The sequence below is a fragment of the Pedobacter quisquiliarum genome (genome assembly GCF_014642175.1).
GTDB classification, from domain to species: domain Bacteria; phylum Bacteroidota; class Bacteroidia; order Sphingobacteriales; family Sphingobacteriaceae; genus Pedobacter; species Pedobacter quisquiliarum.
Window position 1 is genome coordinate 67,472 of record NZ_BMIL01000011.1, and the last position, 18,704, is coordinate 86,175.

The 18,704-nt window shown below is 46.4% G+C and carries 15 protein-coding genes; 6 read left to right on the forward strand and 9 right to left on the reverse strand.

What is annotated here, in order from left to right; translation table 11 throughout:
* The first annotated feature begins 19 nt into the window (after nt 1-19).
* The gene (locus IEW69_RS14990) at nt 20-1,336 is read left to right on the forward strand and encodes a Gfo/Idh/MocA family protein (RefSeq protein WP_229663641.1); all 1,317 of its coding nucleotides are present in this window, start codon (nt 20-22) and stop codon (nt 1,334-1,336) included.
* Here the strand turns inward: IEW69_RS14990 and IEW69_RS14995 are convergent.
* From IEW69_RS14995 to IEW69_RS15010, 4 genes are all read right to left on the reverse strand, one after another.
* Nucleotides 1,333-2,004 carry a response regulator gene (locus tag IEW69_RS14995; RefSeq protein ID WP_229663642.1) on the reverse strand — a complete coding sequence of 224 codons (672 nt, stop codon included), beginning with the start codon at nt 2,002-2,004 and terminating at the stop codon, nt 1,333-1,335. The genes IEW69_RS14990 and IEW69_RS14995 overlap by 4 nt on opposite strands.
* Nucleotides 2,001-3,731, reverse strand: a complete 1,731-nt coding sequence (locus IEW69_RS15000; RefSeq protein ID WP_188627694.1) for a tetratricopeptide repeat-containing sensor histidine kinase — start codon at nt 3,729-3,731, stop codon at nt 2,001-2,003. Before IEW69_RS15000 ends, IEW69_RS14995 begins: the two co-directional genes overlap by 4 nt.
* Nucleotides 3,732-3,922: 191 nt before the next feature.
* Entirely contained in the window at nt 3,923-5,041 is a 1,119-nt protein-coding gene (locus IEW69_RS15005; protein ID WP_188627695.1) for an AI-2E family transporter, read from the reverse strand.
* Between the two features lie 67 nt (nt 5,042-5,108).
* On the reverse strand, nt 5,109-5,483 hold the full coding sequence (locus IEW69_RS15010) for a Fur family transcriptional regulator (protein ID WP_188627696.1): 375 nt from the start codon (nt 5,481-5,483) through the stop codon (nt 5,109-5,111).
* Nucleotides 5,484-5,596: 113 nt separating this feature from the next.
* Between IEW69_RS15010 and IEW69_RS15015 the strand changes: the two genes are divergently transcribed.
* The 4 genes from IEW69_RS15015 to IEW69_RS15030 all read left to right on the forward strand — a co-directional run bounded on the left by IEW69_RS15015 (nt 5,597) and on the right by IEW69_RS15030 (nt 9,666).
* Nucleotides 5,597-6,505 (forward strand): NAD(P)/FAD-dependent oxidoreductase, encoded by a 909-nt coding sequence (locus IEW69_RS15015; RefSeq protein ID WP_188627697.1) that lies wholly within the window; start codon nt 5,597-5,599, stop codon nt 6,503-6,505.
* Nucleotides 6,506-6,637: 132 nt separating this feature from the next.
* Nucleotides 6,638-7,402: a glycerophosphodiester phosphodiesterase gene (locus IEW69_RS15020; protein ID WP_188627698.1), complete on the forward strand. Its 765-nt coding sequence runs from the start codon at nt 6,638-6,640 to the stop codon at nt 7,400-7,402.
* Nucleotides 7,403-7,527: 125 nt separating this feature from the next.
* The gene (locus IEW69_RS15025; protein ID WP_188627699.1) at nt 7,528-8,436 is read left to right on the forward strand and encodes a glycosyltransferase family 2 protein; all 909 of its coding nucleotides are present in this window, start codon (nt 7,528-7,530) and stop codon (nt 8,434-8,436) included.
* A gap of 138 nt (nt 8,437-8,574) precedes the next feature.
* Nucleotides 8,575-9,666: a glycosyltransferase gene (locus tag IEW69_RS15030; protein WP_188627700.1), complete on the forward strand. Its 1,092-nt coding sequence runs from the start codon at nt 8,575-8,577 to the stop codon at nt 9,664-9,666.
* Between the two features lie 7 nt (nt 9,667-9,673).
* Here IEW69_RS15030 and IEW69_RS15035 read toward each other — a convergent pair whose 3' ends face one another.
* The 5 genes from IEW69_RS15035 to IEW69_RS15055 all read right to left on the reverse strand — a co-directional run bounded on the left by IEW69_RS15035 (nt 9,674) and on the right by IEW69_RS15055 (nt 17,948).
* Complete coding sequence (locus IEW69_RS15035; RefSeq protein WP_188627701.1) at nt 9,674-10,825, reverse strand: PAS domain-containing protein; 1,152 nt, start codon at nt 10,823-10,825, stop codon at nt 9,674-9,676.
* A 157-nt stretch (nt 10,826-10,982) separates the two neighbouring features.
* Nucleotides 10,983-14,282, reverse strand: coding sequence for a c-type cytochrome biogenesis protein CcsB (ccsB, locus tag IEW69_RS15040; RefSeq protein WP_229663643.1), 3,300 nt, complete (start codon nt 14,280-14,282; stop codon nt 10,983-10,985).
* Nucleotides 14,283-14,373: 91 nt separating this feature from the next.
* Complete coding sequence (locus IEW69_RS15045; protein ID WP_188627702.1) at nt 14,374-16,209, reverse strand: ATP-binding protein; 1,836 nt, start codon at nt 16,207-16,209, stop codon at nt 14,374-14,376.
* A 168-nt stretch (nt 16,210-16,377) separates the two neighbouring features.
* A complete protein-coding gene (locus IEW69_RS15050; RefSeq protein WP_188627703.1) occupies nt 16,378-17,394 on the reverse strand; it encodes an LLM class flavin-dependent oxidoreductase in 1,017 nt (338 codons plus the stop codon).
* Between the two features lie 110 nt (nt 17,395-17,504).
* Entirely contained in the window at nt 17,505-17,948 is a 444-nt protein-coding gene (locus IEW69_RS15055; protein WP_188627704.1) for a BLUF domain-containing protein, read from the reverse strand.
* Between the two features lie 161 nt (nt 17,949-18,109).
* Here IEW69_RS15055 and IEW69_RS15060 point away from each other — a divergent pair, with 161 nt between their 5' ends.
* The gene (locus IEW69_RS15060) at nt 18,110-18,586 is read left to right on the forward strand and encodes a ferritin-like domain-containing protein (protein ID WP_188627705.1); all 477 of its coding nucleotides are present in this window, start codon (nt 18,110-18,112) and stop codon (nt 18,584-18,586) included.
* Nucleotides 18,587-18,704: the final 118 nt, after the last annotated feature.

The window sequence follows — 18,704 nt, forward strand, 5'->3', positions numbered from 1 at the left end:
GATGATCAACCGACCAACCATGGATGCAGAACCAATATCACGTAAGGACTTCCTATCAATCACTGGCAAATCTGTCGCGCTCGGCGTAGCGGGCACATTAGCTGCCAATAGCTTATTAAACCAAAACGTACTGGCACAAACCAGGCCGCGTCCGCTCTCACCGCCTGCAAAGATCCCCGCCGGCGTGGAGGAGCCTATCGTGTTGGAGGCATGGAAGTCGGATGTGGACCAGCAATCAGGCCCTACGCCTACCCCACTTCCTCCGGACAGCAGGGTTGGCTATGCAGTCGTGGGCTTAGGTCATTTAGCCCTGGAGGAAGTGCTGCCTGCGCTATCCAGCTGTGAAAAGTCAAAGTTAACAGCACTTGTAAGTGGCAGCCCGGAGAAGATGAAAAAAGTGGCGGCGCAGTATGGCATAAAACCCGAAAGCTGCTACAGCTATGAAACGTACGATCAGTTGAAGAACAATCAGGAGGTGGATGTCATATACATCATCCTACCAAATGCCTTGCACAAGGAGTATGTAGTGCGTGGGGCAAAGGCAGGCAAACATATCCTATGTGAGAAGCCAATGGCGGTATCATCAAAGGAATGTAAGGAAATGATTGCAGCCTGCAATGCTGCGAAGGTAAAGTTGATGGTGGCCTACAGAATTCAGTATCAGCCACATAACAGGAAGCTTCGGGAGCTGCTACAGAACAAGACCTTTGGTGCGCCGAAGTTGATTGAAGCTTCCAATTCTCAAAGCAGCGCCAACCCGGCACATTGGCGCCATAAAAAAACACTTGCAGGCGGTGGTGCCTTACCAGACATTGGCTTGTATTGTTTGAACACCAACCGGTTTATTCTGGGCGAAGAGCCTACAGAGGTTTTTGCTTACCAATACAGCACGCCGGGCAATCCGCTGTTCACAGAAGTTGAGGAGTTGATGAGCTGGCAAATGCGTTTTCCGAGTGGCGTGATTGCAAGTTGTGCAACCGACTATAACGTTCATGAAAGTCGCAGGTACCGCGTGCTCTGTGAAAAAGGCTGGTTGAACATGGATAAGGCTTATGCATATAAAGGTCAGAAGTTGAGCACGGCAAGAGCAGAGGGTAAAATGGAGCGACAGGAGGAAATTGGCCTGTCGGAGACGAACCAGTTTGCTGCAGAGATGGACCACTTTTCGGATTGCATCCTCAAGAACAAACGACCATTTACGCCAGGTGAAGAAGGCTTACAGGACCACATCTTAATGGAGGCAATCTATGAATCTGCGAGAACAGGGAAGCCCGTAAAGCTGACGCATAAGGTTACTCAGCCACTTCGTGGGCCCGAGCCAGAAATAGCTGGTTAAATTACTTTAAGGTCTTTGCAATAAGCGACGAGCTGTTCGTTGCTGGAGATATTCAGCGTGCTTTTTATGGCATGTAGCCTTTTCTCAACGCTGCTTAATCCCGCAGGGCGGATGTTACTCTTTTGAAGATATACGGGGATGTCTTTTTGGGCCGTACCCTGAGCCAGCAGCTGAATGATGGTTTTATCGTAAGCTGTGAAGTCAAACTTCTGCTGCATGCCGTTACGCTGGCGTAAGTTCGGAGAGAAATAGACTGCGTTTTTAGTGATGGATTCTATGGCAATCCGGAGGTCTTTTGCATCACCACGTGCTTTTGGCACAAAGGCATCCGCACCGAGTTCATTGATGAAGGTACTTGCAACAGCCATCCTGTTTTCTATTGAAAAGACAAGCGTCTTGATGTCCGGCTGTATCGCCTTCACCGCTTTAATCAGGTCCAGACCACTAATAAGTTCCTGGGGAATGTCGGTATCAAAGGAGATGTCTGTTATGAGCAGTTGGTATGGCTGATTTTCAGAAAGTGCTTTTTTGATTCTGCTGAGGGCATCGTCACAGTAGTAAACATAATCCCGGGCATCATAATGGATGCCCAGATCCGTTAAGGTTTTCTGTACGGAAATGCTGATGCTTTCATGGTCTTCAGCGATAAGTACTTTTTTGAACATCATATTGGCGTGTTGGAATGGAAGAAGAGTTTGATTTTCAATCCCCCTTCCGGTGGTGTGTCAAAGGTAATTTCACCATTTATACTTTTTATACGGCTTCCCGTATTTTTAAGACCATTACCCTGTTGGCGCCTGGAATCTATGCCCTTGCCATTATCCTGGTAGCTGATGGATGCATAATCTGCCCCGCGCTCAAAGTTCAGCAGCACAATGGTCGCGTGGCTGTGCTTTTTCATGTTCACCATCAGTTCCTGAAGTATGTGCTCCAGCTCATATTGAACGTTTCCTGGTATGTTTTCCCAATAAGCTGCGGTGTTGCCGGTTATGGTAATGCTGGTTGTGCCTGTAGCAAATGACTTCAACAACTTGTCAATTTTGTGGCTGAAGCCGTCTGCATCGGCAAGTGCTGTTGGTATGTCGTAGGAGATGTCACGTGATTTTTCGTACATCAGTTCTAGTTTGTCTAAGATCTCTTCCTTGTTCAAGTCCAGGTCATTATCAATTTCTGTGATGACGCGATAAAGTCCATTGGCGACGACATCGTGCACGCGTTTAGAGGTTTTCAGCTGATGTTCCTGAATTTCATGCTGTTTTTCCGCAATCATCCTTGCTTTTCTTTTGCGGAACCAGAGCACCGCAATGATGGCCGTAGCGATAAACACCAATGTACCGAGCAGGATCAATAAATCACGCACTGCCACTTTATACGTTTGCTCAACATTAAGCTGTTGGAGTTGTAAGTTCTCCGTCTTGCGCTTTTCACTCTCGTAACGGATAAGGGCGAACTGATTTTTGGCTGCATTTCTCACCAGTTGAATGCTGTCACTTAACCTTTTGTAGCTTTTGAAGTAGGTTTTTAGTGTATTACCTGAGCTGAGATCAACCAGCTTCTGCAATGCTTCCAGACGATCTGTGGGGTTGTTAATTTGCAGGGCGGTGTTATGCATTCGCAATGCATACGCCAACGCGCGTGCCCGATCAGCACTTTGATTTACCTCTACAAGGTAGTTCAGGCTGGCAATTTGTTGCTGCTTATTGCCGATTTGTTCCCGAATACGTAATCCTCGTTCCAGCTCAGGATTTGCATTGTAGGTACTATCCTGAAGCCATTTGGTATAAGCCATATTGGAAAGTGCCCGCGCATAATCGGCTTCGCTGAGATTATTCTTCAATACCAAAGCGTAAAAGGCCAATGCTTTCTGGTAGTCACCTTTCCTGCGGTGCGCATTCGCAATGTTGTTCTGAAGTATAAGGCGTGTTGCCTCGTCGGAGGTGTAAAGCAATGCTTCATTAAAGAAAGCGGCCGCACGGTCATAGGCTTCCAGCAAATAGCAGCTGTTGCCTAAGTTATTCAGGTTAGATTGAATGTAGATGTGCTGGGTAGTATCGTTCTTGTTGAAATATTGGATCGCGTTGAGTGAAAGCTCTTGTCCACCGTACAAATCGCCCTTGTCGCTGGACAGGATTGCCATGTTCAGCAGGCATTTTCCAACACCTAAGCTATCTTGTGCAGCTAGAAAGACATCTTTTGCTTTATCGAAGTATAAATAAGCACTGTCTGCATTTTCATTATCCCTGAAAGCCACCGCCTGATCATAGGCAACGTTGAGCTTTGCCTTCGGGGGCTTGGGCGACTGTTTACTACAAGCTGCAACAATGATGATTGCGACAAGGCCGCAGATCCACTTCTGTTTAGGTTTGCTTTGCTGTTGAGACATTGCTGCAAACATACAAGTTTATCGATGCAAAGCGATGTATGTAGCCTGGCCTCTGAATTATTGAAGCAAGCTTCTGGAGTGCTCCATGTGATAGCCTTCAAGTTTATTCAGTATCCGGATCAACTCCATTTTATCGTGGTGATCGATAACACGCTCTTAAAAATATTTAAGGCCCGGACATACTTAGTGGCGCTTTTTTTTGTTTATAGCACCTCTTTACCTGCCCTGCTTACTTTCAATCGCTTGGCCAGGCGGTTCTGCTTCTGTTCCTCATCTCCGAGGATGATGCCCCAGGGTTTCATGCTTTCCACACGGTCAAAAATGATCTTCAGCACAGCAATCACCGGAATGGACAAGAACATGCCGGAGATCCCCCAGATCATCTCTCCGATAATCACACCCAGAACGGTGATCAAAGCATTGATCCGCACCTTAGACCCAACAACGATCGGCAGCAAAACATTGCTATCCAGCAGGTGCACAAAGATCAAAGCCCCTATAACCAACAGTACTTTACTTAACAGTGTGGCCGTGGCGAAGGTAATCAGGGTACTTAGTACCAGGGCCACGAAGATGCCGATATATGGAATAACGTTTAGCACACCAGTAATCAGACCAAGCAGGAAGGCATATTTGATGCCCAGTGCCCAGAAAATGATGCTTACCGCAAGTGCAACGACGCCCATTTGTATAAGTAAACCGATGATGTATTTGCGGATAATGTATTGTACCTGCTCTATGATATCATGAACTAATATTTTATTCTCCTCCAGGAACACGGAAACCAGAAACCTCATGATTAAAGTTCTGTAGAGCAGGAAGAAGAAGGTATAGATGAAAGTGAATACGAGGAACAACAATATAGACGAAAGCGATAGCACCGTTGCCCCAACAACTGTCGTACTTGAAGCTAAAGCCTTTGTAGTCGCAGAATGCACGTAGTTGAGCTGTTTAGCCGCGTCGATGTTGAAGCGGGTGTCGATCCACTGTTGTAAATTTCCACCGGTTAAGGTCAGTTGTGCTTTAAATTGTGGCCAATCTGAAGCCAGCTTGCTGAGTTGCGCACCGATGACGTATAACACCAGGCCGACCGCACTGAGCATAAGGATGACGGACAGCATGGATGCGGCACTTCGGGGTAGTTTGAGTTTGTTTTCTAAAAAGGCCGCTAAGGGTAGCAGCAGTATAGAGAAAAGGCAGGAGAAGATTAAGGGAGAAAGGATGTCCTTCGCAATGATGACCAGATATCCGAAGGCGATGAGGCTGACCAGCACACACATTGTTTTTACATAGAATGGGCGCTGGGAGAAGTTTAAATCCATATTGATACTTTATATGGAACTAACAACATCAAGGCCATAATGTTACAGCGCTTTGTGTGGAAAGCAATTAGGCACAGTTGCCACAAGTACCCACAAGCACACAATTAAACTTTTCAACAGCGTATGCCTTCGGCAGTGAAAAATTAATCAAGCTTGACAGACATTCAATGGTGTGGCACTTTGTACATCTGAAATGGAAGTGATTGTCTGGCAATGCTTCTACGTCACATTTCTTGCACACGGCAAAATATTGCTTTCCATCGTCAGCCACAATTTTGTGAATGATTCCATCCGTACAGAATTGGTTTAATGCACGGTATACCGTTGCACGGTCTATCTCTATTTCAATCTTCTGCTCAATTGCCTCCTGGCTCATGGCTCTGGTGCTTGCATTAAGAACTGCAATGACAGCTTCTTTGGTTGGCGTGCTTCTTCTTTTCATTCGTTAATGCGACATTGTTGCAATTATTATTGCGATTATGTTGCAATAATACAAAACCTAATTAACTTTGTCAAAGTAACGGCTACCACAATTAACCTTTAAACAACAATATCATGGAGGATGCATTAGATTTTGACATTATTATAATCGGAGGAAGCTACGCGGGACTTTCTGCTGCGATGGCGCTAGGACGATCGCGTCGTGAAGTAATGATCATAGACAGTGGTAAGCGATGTAACAGACAGACCCCACATGCGCATAACTTTTTAACGCAGGACGGCGAAAAGCCGGGTATAATTGCGGCTAAGGCGAAAACAGAGGTATTAGAATACGGCACCATAAATTGGCTGGATGATGTGGCTGTAGCGGGGTTTAAGCAGGAGCATGGCTTTTCTATCAGTACCCAGTCTGGCAAGCACTTTTCAGCTAAAAAGCTTCTATTTGCCACAGGGATAAAGGATATTATGCCTGATATATCTGGTTTTGAGGCTTGCTGGGGAACTTCTGTTGTTCATTGCCCTTATTGTCATGGATATGAACTTCGCGATCAGCCTACAGCTATTCTTGCTAACGGCGCAAGAGCGGTTCACCTCGCAGGGCTGGTACGCAACCTCACTAGTGACCTTACGGTATTAACGATGGGCCCTGCCGATTTCACTGCAGAGGAGCTCAGTAAATTCAATAAGCACGGCATCGCTATAATTGAGAACGAAGTCAGCGAAATCCTGCATACAGACGGTCAGCTTGAAAAAATTCTCTTTAAAGATGGTACAGCAAAAGACTGCGGCGCCATGTATGCAGCGGTGCCGTTTTTGCAGCATACAATATTACCGGAGTCACTAGGATGCAGTTTTACAGAAAGTGGTTTGATGAAGATCAATAACACGCAGGAAACGACAGTTCCGGGCATTTATGCCTGCGGTGACAACTCAAACATGCTTCGTTCGATTGCCAATGCTGTCTATAGCGGCAATATTGCAGGTGCCATATTAAACAAAGTACTTACCGATGAACAGTTCTAAAAAGCAATCATGTGCTTAGCTTAACAATTTGAGGTAAAACATAACCGGTCTTTAAGGTAACGTTCACTTTACCTTAACATAGGGTCTACAAACTTTTTCCATATTTGAATATTCTTTAAAAGATTACAAATCATGAAAAAGCTGCTAACACTTGGCGTACTCGCACAACTTACCCTGTCAACCATAACTTTTGCACAGACTAAGGTCGTAGCCCATCGTGGAGCATTTAAAAATACTGGTGTTCCTGAAAACTCGATTGCTGCACTAAAAGAAGCAATTAAGATGGGCTGTGATGGCTCAGAGTTCGATGTCCATATGTCTGCAGACTCTGTAATATTTGTAAACCATGATGCGCACATCCAGGGCGTTGCAATTGAGACCAGCACTTCGAAAGATCTTGCAGCCATTAAATTAGGCAATGGCGAGTCGCTGCCTACCTTGGAAGCTTACCTTAAGGAAGGCATCAAACAGAAGAAAACCAGGCTTGTACTGGAAATCAAACCTTCTGCAGTGAGTAAAGAACGTGGTATTGCACTAACCCGCAGGGTTGTAGCCATGGTAAATTCGCTTAAGGCGGCTTCAAAGGTCGACTACATCAGCTTCGACTACGAGATCTGTAAAGAAATCACCAAGCTTGCTCCAAAAGCAACTGTCCAATATCTTGCTGGGAATAAAACGCCAGCTGACTTACATGCTGACGGCATTCACGGTTTTGACTATCACTACAGTGTGCTTCGCAAGAACCCTGAGTGGATCAAAGAGGCCAAAAGCAAAAAGATGATCACCAATGTATGGACGGTAAATGATGAGCCGGATATGGATTGGTTACTTCAGGAAGGCGTTGCATTGATCACCACCAATGAGCCCGAACTGCTCCTGAAAAAGGTCCGGAAATAACAGCACCAACACGCTCGCTTCTAGTCAAATCTGATTAACTACTACACGCGCTTTTAAAGCCATAAAGAAGTTAAAGGGCAGCCCTATGGCTACCGCTCCCGATCAATATACCTAACCTGAAGCTCATGCGAATCTTGATTATCATTGTCACATTCAACGGAATGCGATGGCTGCCGCGTTGCCTGGACGCTGCGGTCAATCAAACTGTTTCTGCCGACATCCTGGTCGTTGACAACCAGTCAACCGACGGCACACAAGCGTACATTAAGGATGCTTTCCCAGACATTCACCTGGTGGAGTCGAAGATCAACCTCGGCTTTGGAAAAGCCAACAACCTCGGCATGGCTTACGGTTTAAAGAATGGATACGATTATTTTTTTCTGCTGAACCAGGATGCCTACCTGGAACCAGACACCATAGAAACATTAATCAAGGTGCAGCAGCTGAATCCTGATTTTGGCATCCTCAGCCCAGTACAGTATGACGGTACGGGCACTGATATGGATCATAAGTTTAAGGTGCTTTTTAAGAGCAGTAAGAATTGCAGACTGCATCCGGCAGCACTACTACCACCAGGGAAACCGGTGAAGCTATTTACAGCCAAGTTCGTCATGGCCGCTTTTTGGCTGATGTCCAGAGCCTGTGTAGAACGTGTGGGGCAGTTTGACGAAATTTTCAGTCACTATGGAGAGGATAACGATTATTTGAACCGGGTCTGGTTCCATCGATTCAAAGTAGGCATTGTTGGAAACTGTAACGGCTTTCACGATCGTGAAAATCGGGCGCTAAGTGTAGAAAAGCAGCTCAATGTCTCCTTTGCCAGCTATCTGGCCGCACTTACGAACCCAAACATGCAGCTGGCTACTGCATACTGGAAGACTTTCCGCGTCATCGAACGCAGGTTCAGAAAGGCCGTACTCCGAAAAGACTTCTCCCAATCCAGCCTTATTTTCAAAAAGCTCACTGCACTATATTCACAGACCCCATCCATCATTAAAACCAGGAAGCGGAATAAGCTAGTGCAGTCAAGCTAACCAGCTGCATTGTAAGTAAAACCATGTATTCTTTATACCACGCGATTTAGAATTTTGAAATCCTAACTGGATTCGTAGTTTTGGCTGCGCGTATCCCTCCTACCTGTTAACATCAACACCCACGTCAACGCCAGCTACATGTTCCAGAAAACCATTGAAAGTATAACCGGCAAAGTAAAGAAGCGGTTCAAGTATTATGCGCATACCAAGCGTAAACTCCGTCGAAAGCCGGAAGGGCAGTTTGCTGAAGTGAATTTCGGAGCCTTTCTGTTGAATCGAGACATGGGTAGATATTCTTTTATTCTTTGTCAGATGCTAAAGTTCAGTGGCTTCAAAGTCGTGGTGAAGTTGGATCCCAGATTCTTTCTGAATGAGGTCCCTTATAAGCAGATGCTCCTGGCGCAGGATTATACGAAGGTACGGGGTTCCAATGCACCTAACCGGTCTGTTTTACTTCATGGACCCGGAGAAAAGCGGAAGCAGCTAAACTTCATTTGTTCTTACAAGTTAATCGACGAGCAGATTGACGCCTACTATCTTCCCTATACACTTCATCCAAGGTTTTATCGCACCTTTTCGGATAACACCAATTTTGATGCTTGCAGGAAGGCAAGCCGGGCAACACGCATCATCTTTTCCGGGAACTTTGAACGATCCCTGTACAACAACAAGGTATTGAAGGATAATTTTGGATGGACAATCTCAAGAGTGGATATTCTGGATCATGTGAAATCTGCATATAAAGATGATCCCAGAATCCTTTATGCGCCAACGCAAAAGCACTTCTATGACTTGCTAAGGCAGGCGGAATCGAGAAATAAGTTCATCATTGCCGAGGTAAAAACAGATCCTGAAGATTGGTTAAAGATTCTGAGTAGTGGTGATTTCTACCTTTGCCTGCCCGGCATGGGCATGCCCTGGTCGCACAATGCCTTCGAAGCAATGGCCGTAGGTACAATACCCATTATCCAATACAATCACCTGTTTAACCCAGCGCTGGTACACGAGGAAAACTGCCTTGCTTACCATGATTTTGACAGCTTTAACACTGCACTGGAACTGGCTCTGAACATGAAACCGGAGGAGGTTGAGCGCATGAAAGCGAATGTCATAGCGTACTACGACGCGTATATATCGACTAAGCAGATCATCAAGCGGATACAAAGGTTTTATGCTTCTGATGAAGAAACGCTGACCATTGCGCTCCCCTACCTGAACGAAGAGATTTAAGGGTAACCTAGGCAAGATTTGTCTTGAAAGCAGCAGGTGTTGAAACCATGTTCAGATCAGAGACGAGATTGATGACGGTATGGGTCTTTGCGTCGAGTTCTTTTACGGCCTTCTGCAACATCAGCAGATACTCCTTTGTTGCCACATAATCATCGGCCTCAATCAAGCTCATGATACCCATGATGGCACAAACAGGCGCCCGGTATTCATGGGCGTGGATGTAAGCAATATCTTTCAGGATCTTATTCTGTTTTAGGATCCGGACGCTATCCGTCTTTCTTTTGTTGATGTTGCGCGCAATGTAGGATACGCCCATCATCTCCCCTTTTGTATTCCGCACAGGCTCGAAGATGCTATCCCACCATACCCGTTCTGATAGTTCCCCATAGCTTAACATTTCCTGACTTATTCTTTCGCCTCTGAGCGCAGATCTGAAATTGGCCATAAATGCAGCATTGTCAACCTCATTCAGGTAATCTGCAGTACAGCCACCCCGCACCATTGTTTTCCCTTTAGCTTTAAGAATGTACTTATATGCTGCTTGATTGAAGTCCAGAATCTCGCCAGACATTCCGAGGAACACATAAACATCTGTAAGGCTTTCAAACAAGGCACGGAGCTTGATCTCGTTGCTTATGGCTGTTTCACGTGCCCGCTCCAGCTCGGCGAAACTGCCATCCAGTCGGGCAAGATTCAACTTCGCTTCCATAATGCTGATTAAATGTTTTGCCAGAATCTTTAAACTTAACGCATGTTGAGCATCCTGCTGATGGGGAACGTAGTCGAGCACACAAAGCGTCCCGATACATACGCCCTGCTTGGTGATTAAGGGTGAAGCCGCGTAGAACCGTGGCGTTTGACCATCCTCCATTCGCAGAAGGGTTGCAAATCGATCGTCTTTTGAGGTATCTTCTACAATTAAAATTTCTTCCGGTGTGGACACCGCATTATAGATGTTAATTAGCCTGGAATAATGCTGTTTGCAGAGGCCTGTACTGAGTTTGATCTCCAGTTGGTCTCCGTCAAGGAAGCAAAGTGCAGCACCTGGCGTACTGAAAATGCTGGTTGCAAGAAGCAGTGCTTCCTGCAGTTCCTCATCCTGTTCTAAGCTAAGTTCGCTAAACGCACTGGCGCTTTCAATTCTACTTCCCACCTTCATACGTTGCTGTTTTAGATTCATGCTCATCAGAGATGACGCAGGCATTGTTCACTAAGTAAACAAAATTTCACGGCATAAAGTTATTTTGCGACAAAAACTTTCACAGTATGTCCCAGCCCATCGTGGTGTCATTCTTCCATTCCTGAAACTTAGGCCCTTATTTCGCCAGTTTTCTTCGCTTATATCGCTGATACGAGACGATCGCCATTATGGCTACGACCACTACAGTGATATACACCCACATCGGAATTGGTACAGGATCACCTTGTGCGTAGGAGTGCAATCCACTCAGGTAATAGTTCACCCCAAAGTAGGTCATGATGATTACGGAAAAGGAAAGCAGCGACAGCAAGTTGAACAAGTACTTGCCTCTTAGCCCTGGAATCAATCGGACGTGAAGTACGAAAGCATATACAATGATGGAAATGAATGCCCAGGTTTCTTTAGGATCCCAGCTCCAGTATCGGCCCCAGCTCTCATTTGCCCAAATACCACCCAGGAAGGTACCTACGGTAAGCAGGAATATCCCCACAGTAAGCGACATCTCATTAACAATCGTCAGTTCGACCACGGAAGCTTTTACTTTGGCGCTGATCTTTTTATGGTCGATGATGTACAGGATAAGCACAACCGTGCCGAGTAAAGCACTTAGGCCGAAGAACCCGTAGCTGGAGGTGATGATGGCAACATGCACCATCAACCAGTAGGATTTTAGTACCGGTACCAATGGCGTGATCTGCGGATTCATCTGCGAGCCACCATGTGCAAAGCCCATTAAGATTACGGCGATAAGGCATCCCGCAGCCGGGATAAAAGCATTACTGTTCCGGTACAACAGCAAGCCCGAAAGTACGCCGATCCAACTGATGAACATGACTGCTTCATAGCCGTTGCTCCAGGGTTCATGACCAGAAATGTACCATCGAACCGCAAGGCCGAACATCTGCAATAATGCCGCGATGCAAATCAATCCCAATACAAAGTTCACGGTCCTGGATAAAGCTTTGGAGTCTTTGAACAGCCTGCCGAAAGCAAGTGTAAGGATAACGGTACCAAGGATTGCATAAGCAATCATCAGGTTCAGGAAGATGTTCCAGGTATTGTATCGTACCTCCATGTCTATTCTGGTCTGCGAAGGCACAACATCTTTTCCGATTTGAAGCTGAAGCGCTTTAATTGCGTCCAGCTTTTGCTCAGCCACTGTCCAGTTGCCCGTTTTATTTGCTGCAATAACACTTAAGAGGTATTCCGCAGCAGGATTTGCATGCCCTTTGCCGCTTGCCTCTGGCATGGTTGCCGCAATCCATGTGTTGTTTTTGTCCCCCGCGATTGGGAAGATCCGCAGGTACTGCCCGTTCAGCAGCTGCTGCATCACCTGCAGTTTATCATTAAGCTCAATAACGTCCTTGTCGTAAGTGTTCTGCTCAGATGCTTTCTTCGCAAAAGCTTTGAGGTAGTCGGCCTTCAGGCTGAAGTCCAGCGCACCCTCTGGTGTTAGTGCCAGCAGGTTCACCATGGTTGTATAGCCCTCTGCGTTCGCTTTAGCAGTTGCACTTAAACCAGGACCGCTTTTCGTTCCAACCTTTATAATCGGCACGTTTACCCAGTCAAAGGGCATCGTTGAAATAGATAAGAAGAACTGGTTGGCGCTAAGGGTATGAAATTTATCCTTGTGATATAGTTTACGCAGAATTTCCAGGGCCATGGTATTTACGGGCTCAATACGGCCGTCGATGTTTTGAACCAACAATCGGCCGAAGCTGTCTGCATGTGCACGATCCGTTTGAATCCCAGCGGCAAACACCTTTCCATCTACCATTTTCCCCGCCAGGATGCGTTGCATGCTGACCACGTGATCGTGATCTGGTGCGGCAGGCGCTACTGGTGCGGCTTCAGGAGTATCATGTGCATGATCGTGATCATGGCCGTCGTTCGGGCCATGTACATGCTCCTGAGGCGTTCCATCCGTGCCGTGCATATCTATCTTCTGACTGAATGCAGATGCGCCAGGCAGGAAGATCAGCAACAACAGGAGTGTTTTTGCACGGGAGATGGTTTTCAGCTGTTCATTAAGCTTGGAGAAGTGTGTGCCTTTCCAAAACAGCGTTACAAAGAGTCCACCGAAGAGCAAGATGTAGCCGAGGTAGGTGATGTTTGTTCCCCAGTAATCGTGGTTCACGGAAAGCACTGTACCAAGCTCATCCTGATCGAAGCTGGCCTGAAAAAAGCGGTAGCCATCCTCATCAAGTACATTGTTCATGAATATCTTGTATGGTCGTTCATTTGGACCATCCTGAATCATCACGTCAGAAGAGTATGCTGCCGGGCTATCACTACCCGGATATTTTTCCATCTTGAAATCAACGAGTTTTAGGCTAAATGGTGCTTTGTAGATCTTGGAGCCGTAAGCCATGGCAATCGGCAAGCCACCGACCTGGCCCTGATAGTTAAAGTTCGTCAATCCGCGGCCGCCATAAAGGGACACCGTGTCCGTTGCGGATGGTGTGGTTACAGCCACACGAACCAGGTCAAGGTCGTGCTCATGCGTTCTTTTATCACCTTCATAATTGATGATATTTCCGGTACGTGCAGGTTCAGGCACGACAAAAGCCAATGATCCGTAAGTATAAAGGCTGCGCAGGTTAAATGGCTGCGCCTCATTGGCGGTCACCGGCTTACGTTCCTGGGTTGCCATGATCATGTAGTTACCTTCATAGGGCGAGGAAATGGTATAACCATTCCGTCCATCAGCGATGTTAATTGCGCCGGTTGTTGGTTCATTATAGCTAATGACCATGCCCTGAATGAGCTTTACCGTGCCGCTTTGAATGTATTTATTCACGCGTTTACCTTCTTCCAGCACCACAAAATGCAAGGTCGGCTTACCCGTAGGGCTAAGCACAAGTGAGTCCTGTGCACGTGCATAGAAATCTACAACTTCCATTTTAACCCTTGATCCCTTGTAGTCATACTCCGAGACAAAGGTCTTTTTGAAAGGCTTTAAATACCATGGAACGTGGTTTGAAATCAATGTTGCCGGGATATCATCATAAGCCAAGGCCTGTTCATTCTGTCCGATCTGCACCTTAAAGAATGTTGCATCAGAGACGATCTCATCACTTGATTCCCCTTCCCGGATGTGCATAGATCCCTCAAAACTGATGTATCTGGTTACAAAACCACCGATAAAGATGATGATAAAGGCGAGGTGAAACACCAACAGCGGCAGCTTTTTAAAAGTCATCAGCTGATACCGTTTGATGTTCCCGATAAAGTTTAGGATCAGGATGAGCATGATGAGCTCAAACCACCAGCAGTTATAAATTAGTGCTTTGGCGACTGGCGTGCCGTAGTCATTTTCCACAAATGTGGCCAGGGCCATGGAGAATGCATAAAGCAGTAAAAGCGTACCCATTGTGCGGGTAGAAAAGAGAATTCGGATTAGTTTTTCGATCATTTCACAAGGTTCTGCAGGCTACTTGCCAACAAAACCGCATATTAGATATTTTCCCTAAGGCGGACCGGAAATTTGTGGAAAAAAGATACTCCTATGATAAAGGCAGCGTAAACCAGAACCTACTCCCCTGACCCTCTATGCTCTCCACGCCAATTTCGCCGCCATGACGTTTGATGATCTCCGCACTGATATAGAGCCCGAGGCCAAGACCCGACACCTGCTTCCCCGATGCATCGGCACGATAGTACCGGTCAAAGAGCTGCGATAGGCGCTCGGGTGCTATACCCGGTCCGAAGTCCTCAACCGTAACCTTTACAACATCGCCTTCATTTTTAACATCTACGAGTATCTGTGCTGAATCTGGCGCATATTTGATGGCATTGTTCACCAGATTAACAATGACCTGCTCAATACGGTGCTCATCGGCATGAACCATGAGTTCTAAGTCACCTTTCAATTGCAACTTATCCTGAGCGGAATCTTGTATCAAACAACATGAATTTTCGAGCATGTTCCCGATGTGAAACGAGGCTTTCTTTAGCTCAATCTGGGCCTGACTCAACTTGGACATGTCTAAAAGATCGTCTACCAGCGCCGTGATCTTAGCCATATTGCGCATGGCCTGATCCAGCAACTTCGGGAAAAGTACCGGGTTGATCTGCTCCTTCATTTTGCTAAGCAGCTGTAGAGCGGCTTTAAGCGATGTAATGGGTGTTTTTAGCTCATGGCTGGCGATGGAAATGAAGTCGTCCTTTTGCTGCTGCAGCGCTTTGTATTGCGTGATGTCTATTGCGGTACCAAGTGTGCGCGTCGGATTGCCATCACTTCCGTAGTAAACCTTGGCTTGGAATCGCACCCATTTCATTGGTGAGCCCTGCTGAAACAGCCGGGCCTCATAAAAAATCCTTCCTGCAGCCTTCGCCGTTTGTAATGCCTGCGCACTTAATTTACGGTCATCCGGATGGTATTGATTGATTAAATCTTCTCTGGTTATGCTTCCTGAAAGTCCTACAATTTCATTAAAGCGCTCGGTGGTCACAAAATCATCGGTGTCAAACCGGTATTCATAAGTGCCAATGTCTCCGGCATCTACCGCAAGGCGGATGCGCTCTTCCATCTCTTCGGTTGCTCTTCGGATGTTCACCTTCTCCGATACATCAATGCCCAACACCATGACTGCGGTGACTTCCCCAGACAGGTCCACCACAGGTTCATAGGTGAAATCAACATATATTAGCTCACGCACGCCGTCTTTCACCACTGGAACTGCGGCTTCTTTGGCAGAAAAGGTCCTATTTGAGGCAATCACTTGCTGCATGATCGGACCGTAGGTGTCTGCCGCTTCCGGGACCGCATCCCAAATGCGAAAGCCTTCCAATTGCGCTCTGGTCTTTCCGACCAGTTCAAGGTAGCTTTCGTTAAGGTCGGTCACAATGAGGTCGCTTACGCTGATCACGCACATCGCAAATGGTGCCTGCTGAATAAGATTTCTGAACCGCAGTTCACTAAGTTCAAGCATGTGGTAAGATTCGGTCAGTTCTGCCGCCGATTCTACCAATCCGGTAACATCTGTAGCATAACAGACAACCCCGATAATCTCGCCCTGCTCATCTTTTAAAGGCTGATAAGAGAAGGTGAAATAGGAAACCTTTTTCTTGCCATTGATCAGGAATTCCGCCCGGTCATTCACCGCGCGGTAGGGTTCACCAGTTTGCATTACTTTCCGCAACAGGCTTTCAAAAGGCTGGTCTTTAAGTTCGGGCAGTGCCTCAGAAAAGGGCTTACCAAGTACCGATTTGTCCTTCCCCCAGGCTTCTAGAGTTGCCGCATTTGCAACAGCGACCGTAAGTTCCTCCCCTAAGATTAGGTATATGGGATATGGTGAACCATCTATCAGCCCTGCTAGTATTTCATTGTTTAACTTCATTATCTTCCCAAAACGACCCTTACCGTATTTGCATCTATAATGCGAAGTTAAGAGAACATCTGAAAGTTAAACAAACATCCTAAAACCTATTTTCCTGTTTTTAGTACTGATAGTCAACTATCCTGGCCGGTACACTTGACCGTAAACCCCTGCCTGTGCCTAAGGCGATTAGGCCTTCAGTAATGGAATTACTTTGCTTCCGATCAATGTAATGGATTGTAGCAACTGTTGATGCGTCAATCCTGCATTGTCCATCTGAAAGGTGAAGCGGTCCACACCACCTAGTGCTTCGCTGTGTCTGATCAGCTTTTCAGCTACCTGCTCCGGTCCGCCAACCACCAGCACACCTCTTGGTGCAATGAGGTTGTTAAACTGCGCTTTTGTTACCGGTGGCCAACCTCTTTCTCTACCAAGCTTCGTCCACAACTCTGCATATCCCGGATAATAATCTGCCACGGCCTGCTCATTGGTCGCTGCAACATAACCTGGAGAATGCAAGCCCACCTTCAACTGTTCCGGTGCGAAACCAGCACGGCGGCCCGCCTCCCGATAAAGATCCACCAGCGGCCGAAAGCGCTCCGTTTCGCCTCCTATGATGGCCACCATTAAGGGCAGACCCAAAGATCCTGCACGTGCAAAAGATTCCGGCGTACCGCCAACACCTAACCACACCGGCAACTTTTCTTGTAGGGAACGTGGGTAAACCGGTTGGTTTTGAAGTGCCGGCCTGAACTGGCCCGACCAGGTCACAAATTCCTGATCGCGGATTTGTAGTAATAAATTGAGCTTCTCCCTGAACAGGGCATCATAATCCTGAAGATCAAAGCCGAACAGTGGGTAGGCATCTACAGCAGATCCACGGCCGACAACCAGTTCTGCTCTGCCTTTAGAGATCAGATCAAGGGTGGCAAAGCTCTGGTATACCCGCACGGGGTCTGAAGTACTCAATACCGTAACTGCACTCGTAAGGCGTATGCGCTTGGTACGCGCAGCAGCTGCAGCAAGAATCACCGCTGGCGCGGAATCCAGAAATTCCTTTTTGTGGTGCTCCCCAATTCCATAAACATCAAGCCCCGCCTCATCGGCCATTGCGATCCTGTCAAGTAATTGTTCCATTGCATCTACGCTGCTCAGGGTGTTACGGCCGTACATGGCCGAGGCAAAACTGTCAATTCCAATTTCCATAACTTCTAATTTAGCTTGTAAGCATTCAAGATCAGGCGCATGCCGATACTCAAAGTTACAGCGCTGTAACTGGCTGGATGATGACCTATGTTAAGAAATAGCGAACCGGCTTACATGAACATCTGCTGGTTAAAAGACTTCATAAAATCAAGTAACAAGTTGCTTTCCAGGTCTCCCTCTTGCCTAAGGATCTCCGGATCCAGCTCAAAAAAGCCTTTCAACATGGAATTGGATCCTAAGGCGACCTTTTCAAAGCCCATTTCCCAGGAAGCAAAGTTGCGGGCGTCAATGATGCCCTGCTTGACAAGCGTGACGGTATGATGCCTTGGGTCATTTTCAATCTTCTCGTAAACATCCAATACGGCTTGTTCAGGTCCTTCAAGCACTTGAATAAACCTGCAAAAATGATCCTCCTCTACGCGACCTTCGATATACGCCAGGCAACCGGTGATGTCCCGCGCCTTATTGGATCGTCTGGAATGTTCTAAAATCTCTAACAGTTCGGGTTGTTGCATCATTTTAGCTGCAACACTAAAATATAATAGATAATACATGTATTTAAGTCAATAAGCTTGTGATCAGAATATCAGCTGAGCCAGTAAATGCAAGCGCGTGAATTGGCCCAGAATGAAATAGTTGCAAGTTAGAATTATATTGAGCTACTGCAACGATACTTGGCTAACTTTTTGCCTCATGATGCTAAAGCATTAAAACCATGGAAAACATACAATCGTCTTCACTAAAGACTAAAAAAGAAGTAATCAACGATCTAATTGACATTTTGCAACTTGTTAATGATGGCAAGGAAGGCTATCAAACTGCTGCAGAATCAACAGATACACCTGAGTTAAAAGCCTTGTTCCTGCAGATTTCAGGAGAGCGTATCGTTTATGCCGCAGAGCTTAAAGAACATATTGCTTTGCATGGCGAAGAAGCAGACAATGAAAAGGGCGGCATTTTAGGCGGCCTGCACCGCACCTGGTTAACCATTAAACAGGCTTTAAGCAGCAAAGAAGATAAAGCGATACTAACCGCCATTACAACTGGAGAACGTGCTGCCATTGATAAGTACGATGCTTGCATTGCCGACTTTGCAGACCATGCCGACCACATTAACTTACTTACCGAACAGCGCGACGGCATCAAAGCTGCTTTGACGGAAATAGAAAAGAAGATCGTACAAGTTAACTAATATCTGCGCGGGTTGAGCTAAGCCAATTCGCTCAACCCGCGTTTACATTAACGTAGTTGTGCTTTCAGTGCATGGAAAGTTAACATCCAATACTGATAAGCTCATCATTCCTTAACCA

Excerpts from the sequence above, each read along its gene's own strand:
- IEW69_RS14990 (WP_229663641.1), top strand. The coding sequence starts at position 20 with ATGGATGCAGAACCAATATCACGTAAGGACTTCCTATCAATCACTGGC.
- IEW69_RS14995 (WP_229663642.1), bottom strand. The coding sequence starts at position 2,004 with ATGATGTTCAAAAAAGTACTTATCGCTGAAGACCATGAAAGCATCAGC.
- IEW69_RS15000 (WP_188627694.1), bottom strand. The coding sequence starts at position 3,731 with ATGTTTGCAGCAATGTCTCAACAGCAAAGCAAACCTAAACAGAAGTGG.
- IEW69_RS15005 (WP_188627695.1), bottom strand. The coding sequence starts at position 5,041 with ATGGATTTAAACTTCTCCCAGCGCCCATTCTATGTAAAAACAATGTGT.
- IEW69_RS15010 (WP_188627696.1), bottom strand. The coding sequence starts at position 5,483 with ATGAAAAGAAGAAGCACGCCAACCAAAGAAGCTGTCATTGCAGTTCTT.
- IEW69_RS15015 (WP_188627697.1), top strand. The coding sequence starts at position 5,597 with ATGGAGGATGCATTAGATTTTGACATTATTATAATCGGAGGAAGCTAC.
- IEW69_RS15020 (WP_188627698.1), top strand. The coding sequence starts at position 6,638 with ATGAAAAAGCTGCTAACACTTGGCGTACTCGCACAACTTACCCTGTCA.
- IEW69_RS15025 (WP_188627699.1), top strand. The coding sequence starts at position 7,528 with ATGCGAATCTTGATTATCATTGTCACATTCAACGGAATGCGATGGCTG.
- IEW69_RS15030 (WP_188627700.1), top strand. The coding sequence starts at position 8,575 with ATGTTCCAGAAAACCATTGAAAGTATAACCGGCAAAGTAAAGAAGCGG.
- IEW69_RS15035 (WP_188627701.1), bottom strand. The coding sequence starts at position 10,825 with ATGAAGGTGGGAAGTAGAATTGAAAGCGCCAGTGCGTTTAGCGAACTT.
- ccsB (WP_229663643.1), bottom strand. The coding sequence starts at position 14,282 with ATGATCGAAAAACTAATCCGAATTCTCTTTTCTACCCGCACAATGGGT.
- IEW69_RS15045 (WP_188627702.1), bottom strand. The coding sequence starts at position 16,209 with ATGAAGTTAAACAATGAAATACTAGCAGGGCTGATAGATGGTTCACCA.
- IEW69_RS15050 (WP_188627703.1), bottom strand. The coding sequence starts at position 17,394 with ATGGAAATTGGAATTGACAGTTTTGCCTCGGCCATGTACGGCCGTAAC.
- IEW69_RS15055 (WP_188627704.1), bottom strand. The coding sequence starts at position 17,948 with ATGTATTATCTATTATATTTTAGTGTTGCAGCTAAAATGATGCAACAA.
- IEW69_RS15060 (WP_188627705.1), top strand. The coding sequence starts at position 18,110 with ATGGAAAACATACAATCGTCTTCACTAAAGACTAAAAAAGAAGTAATC.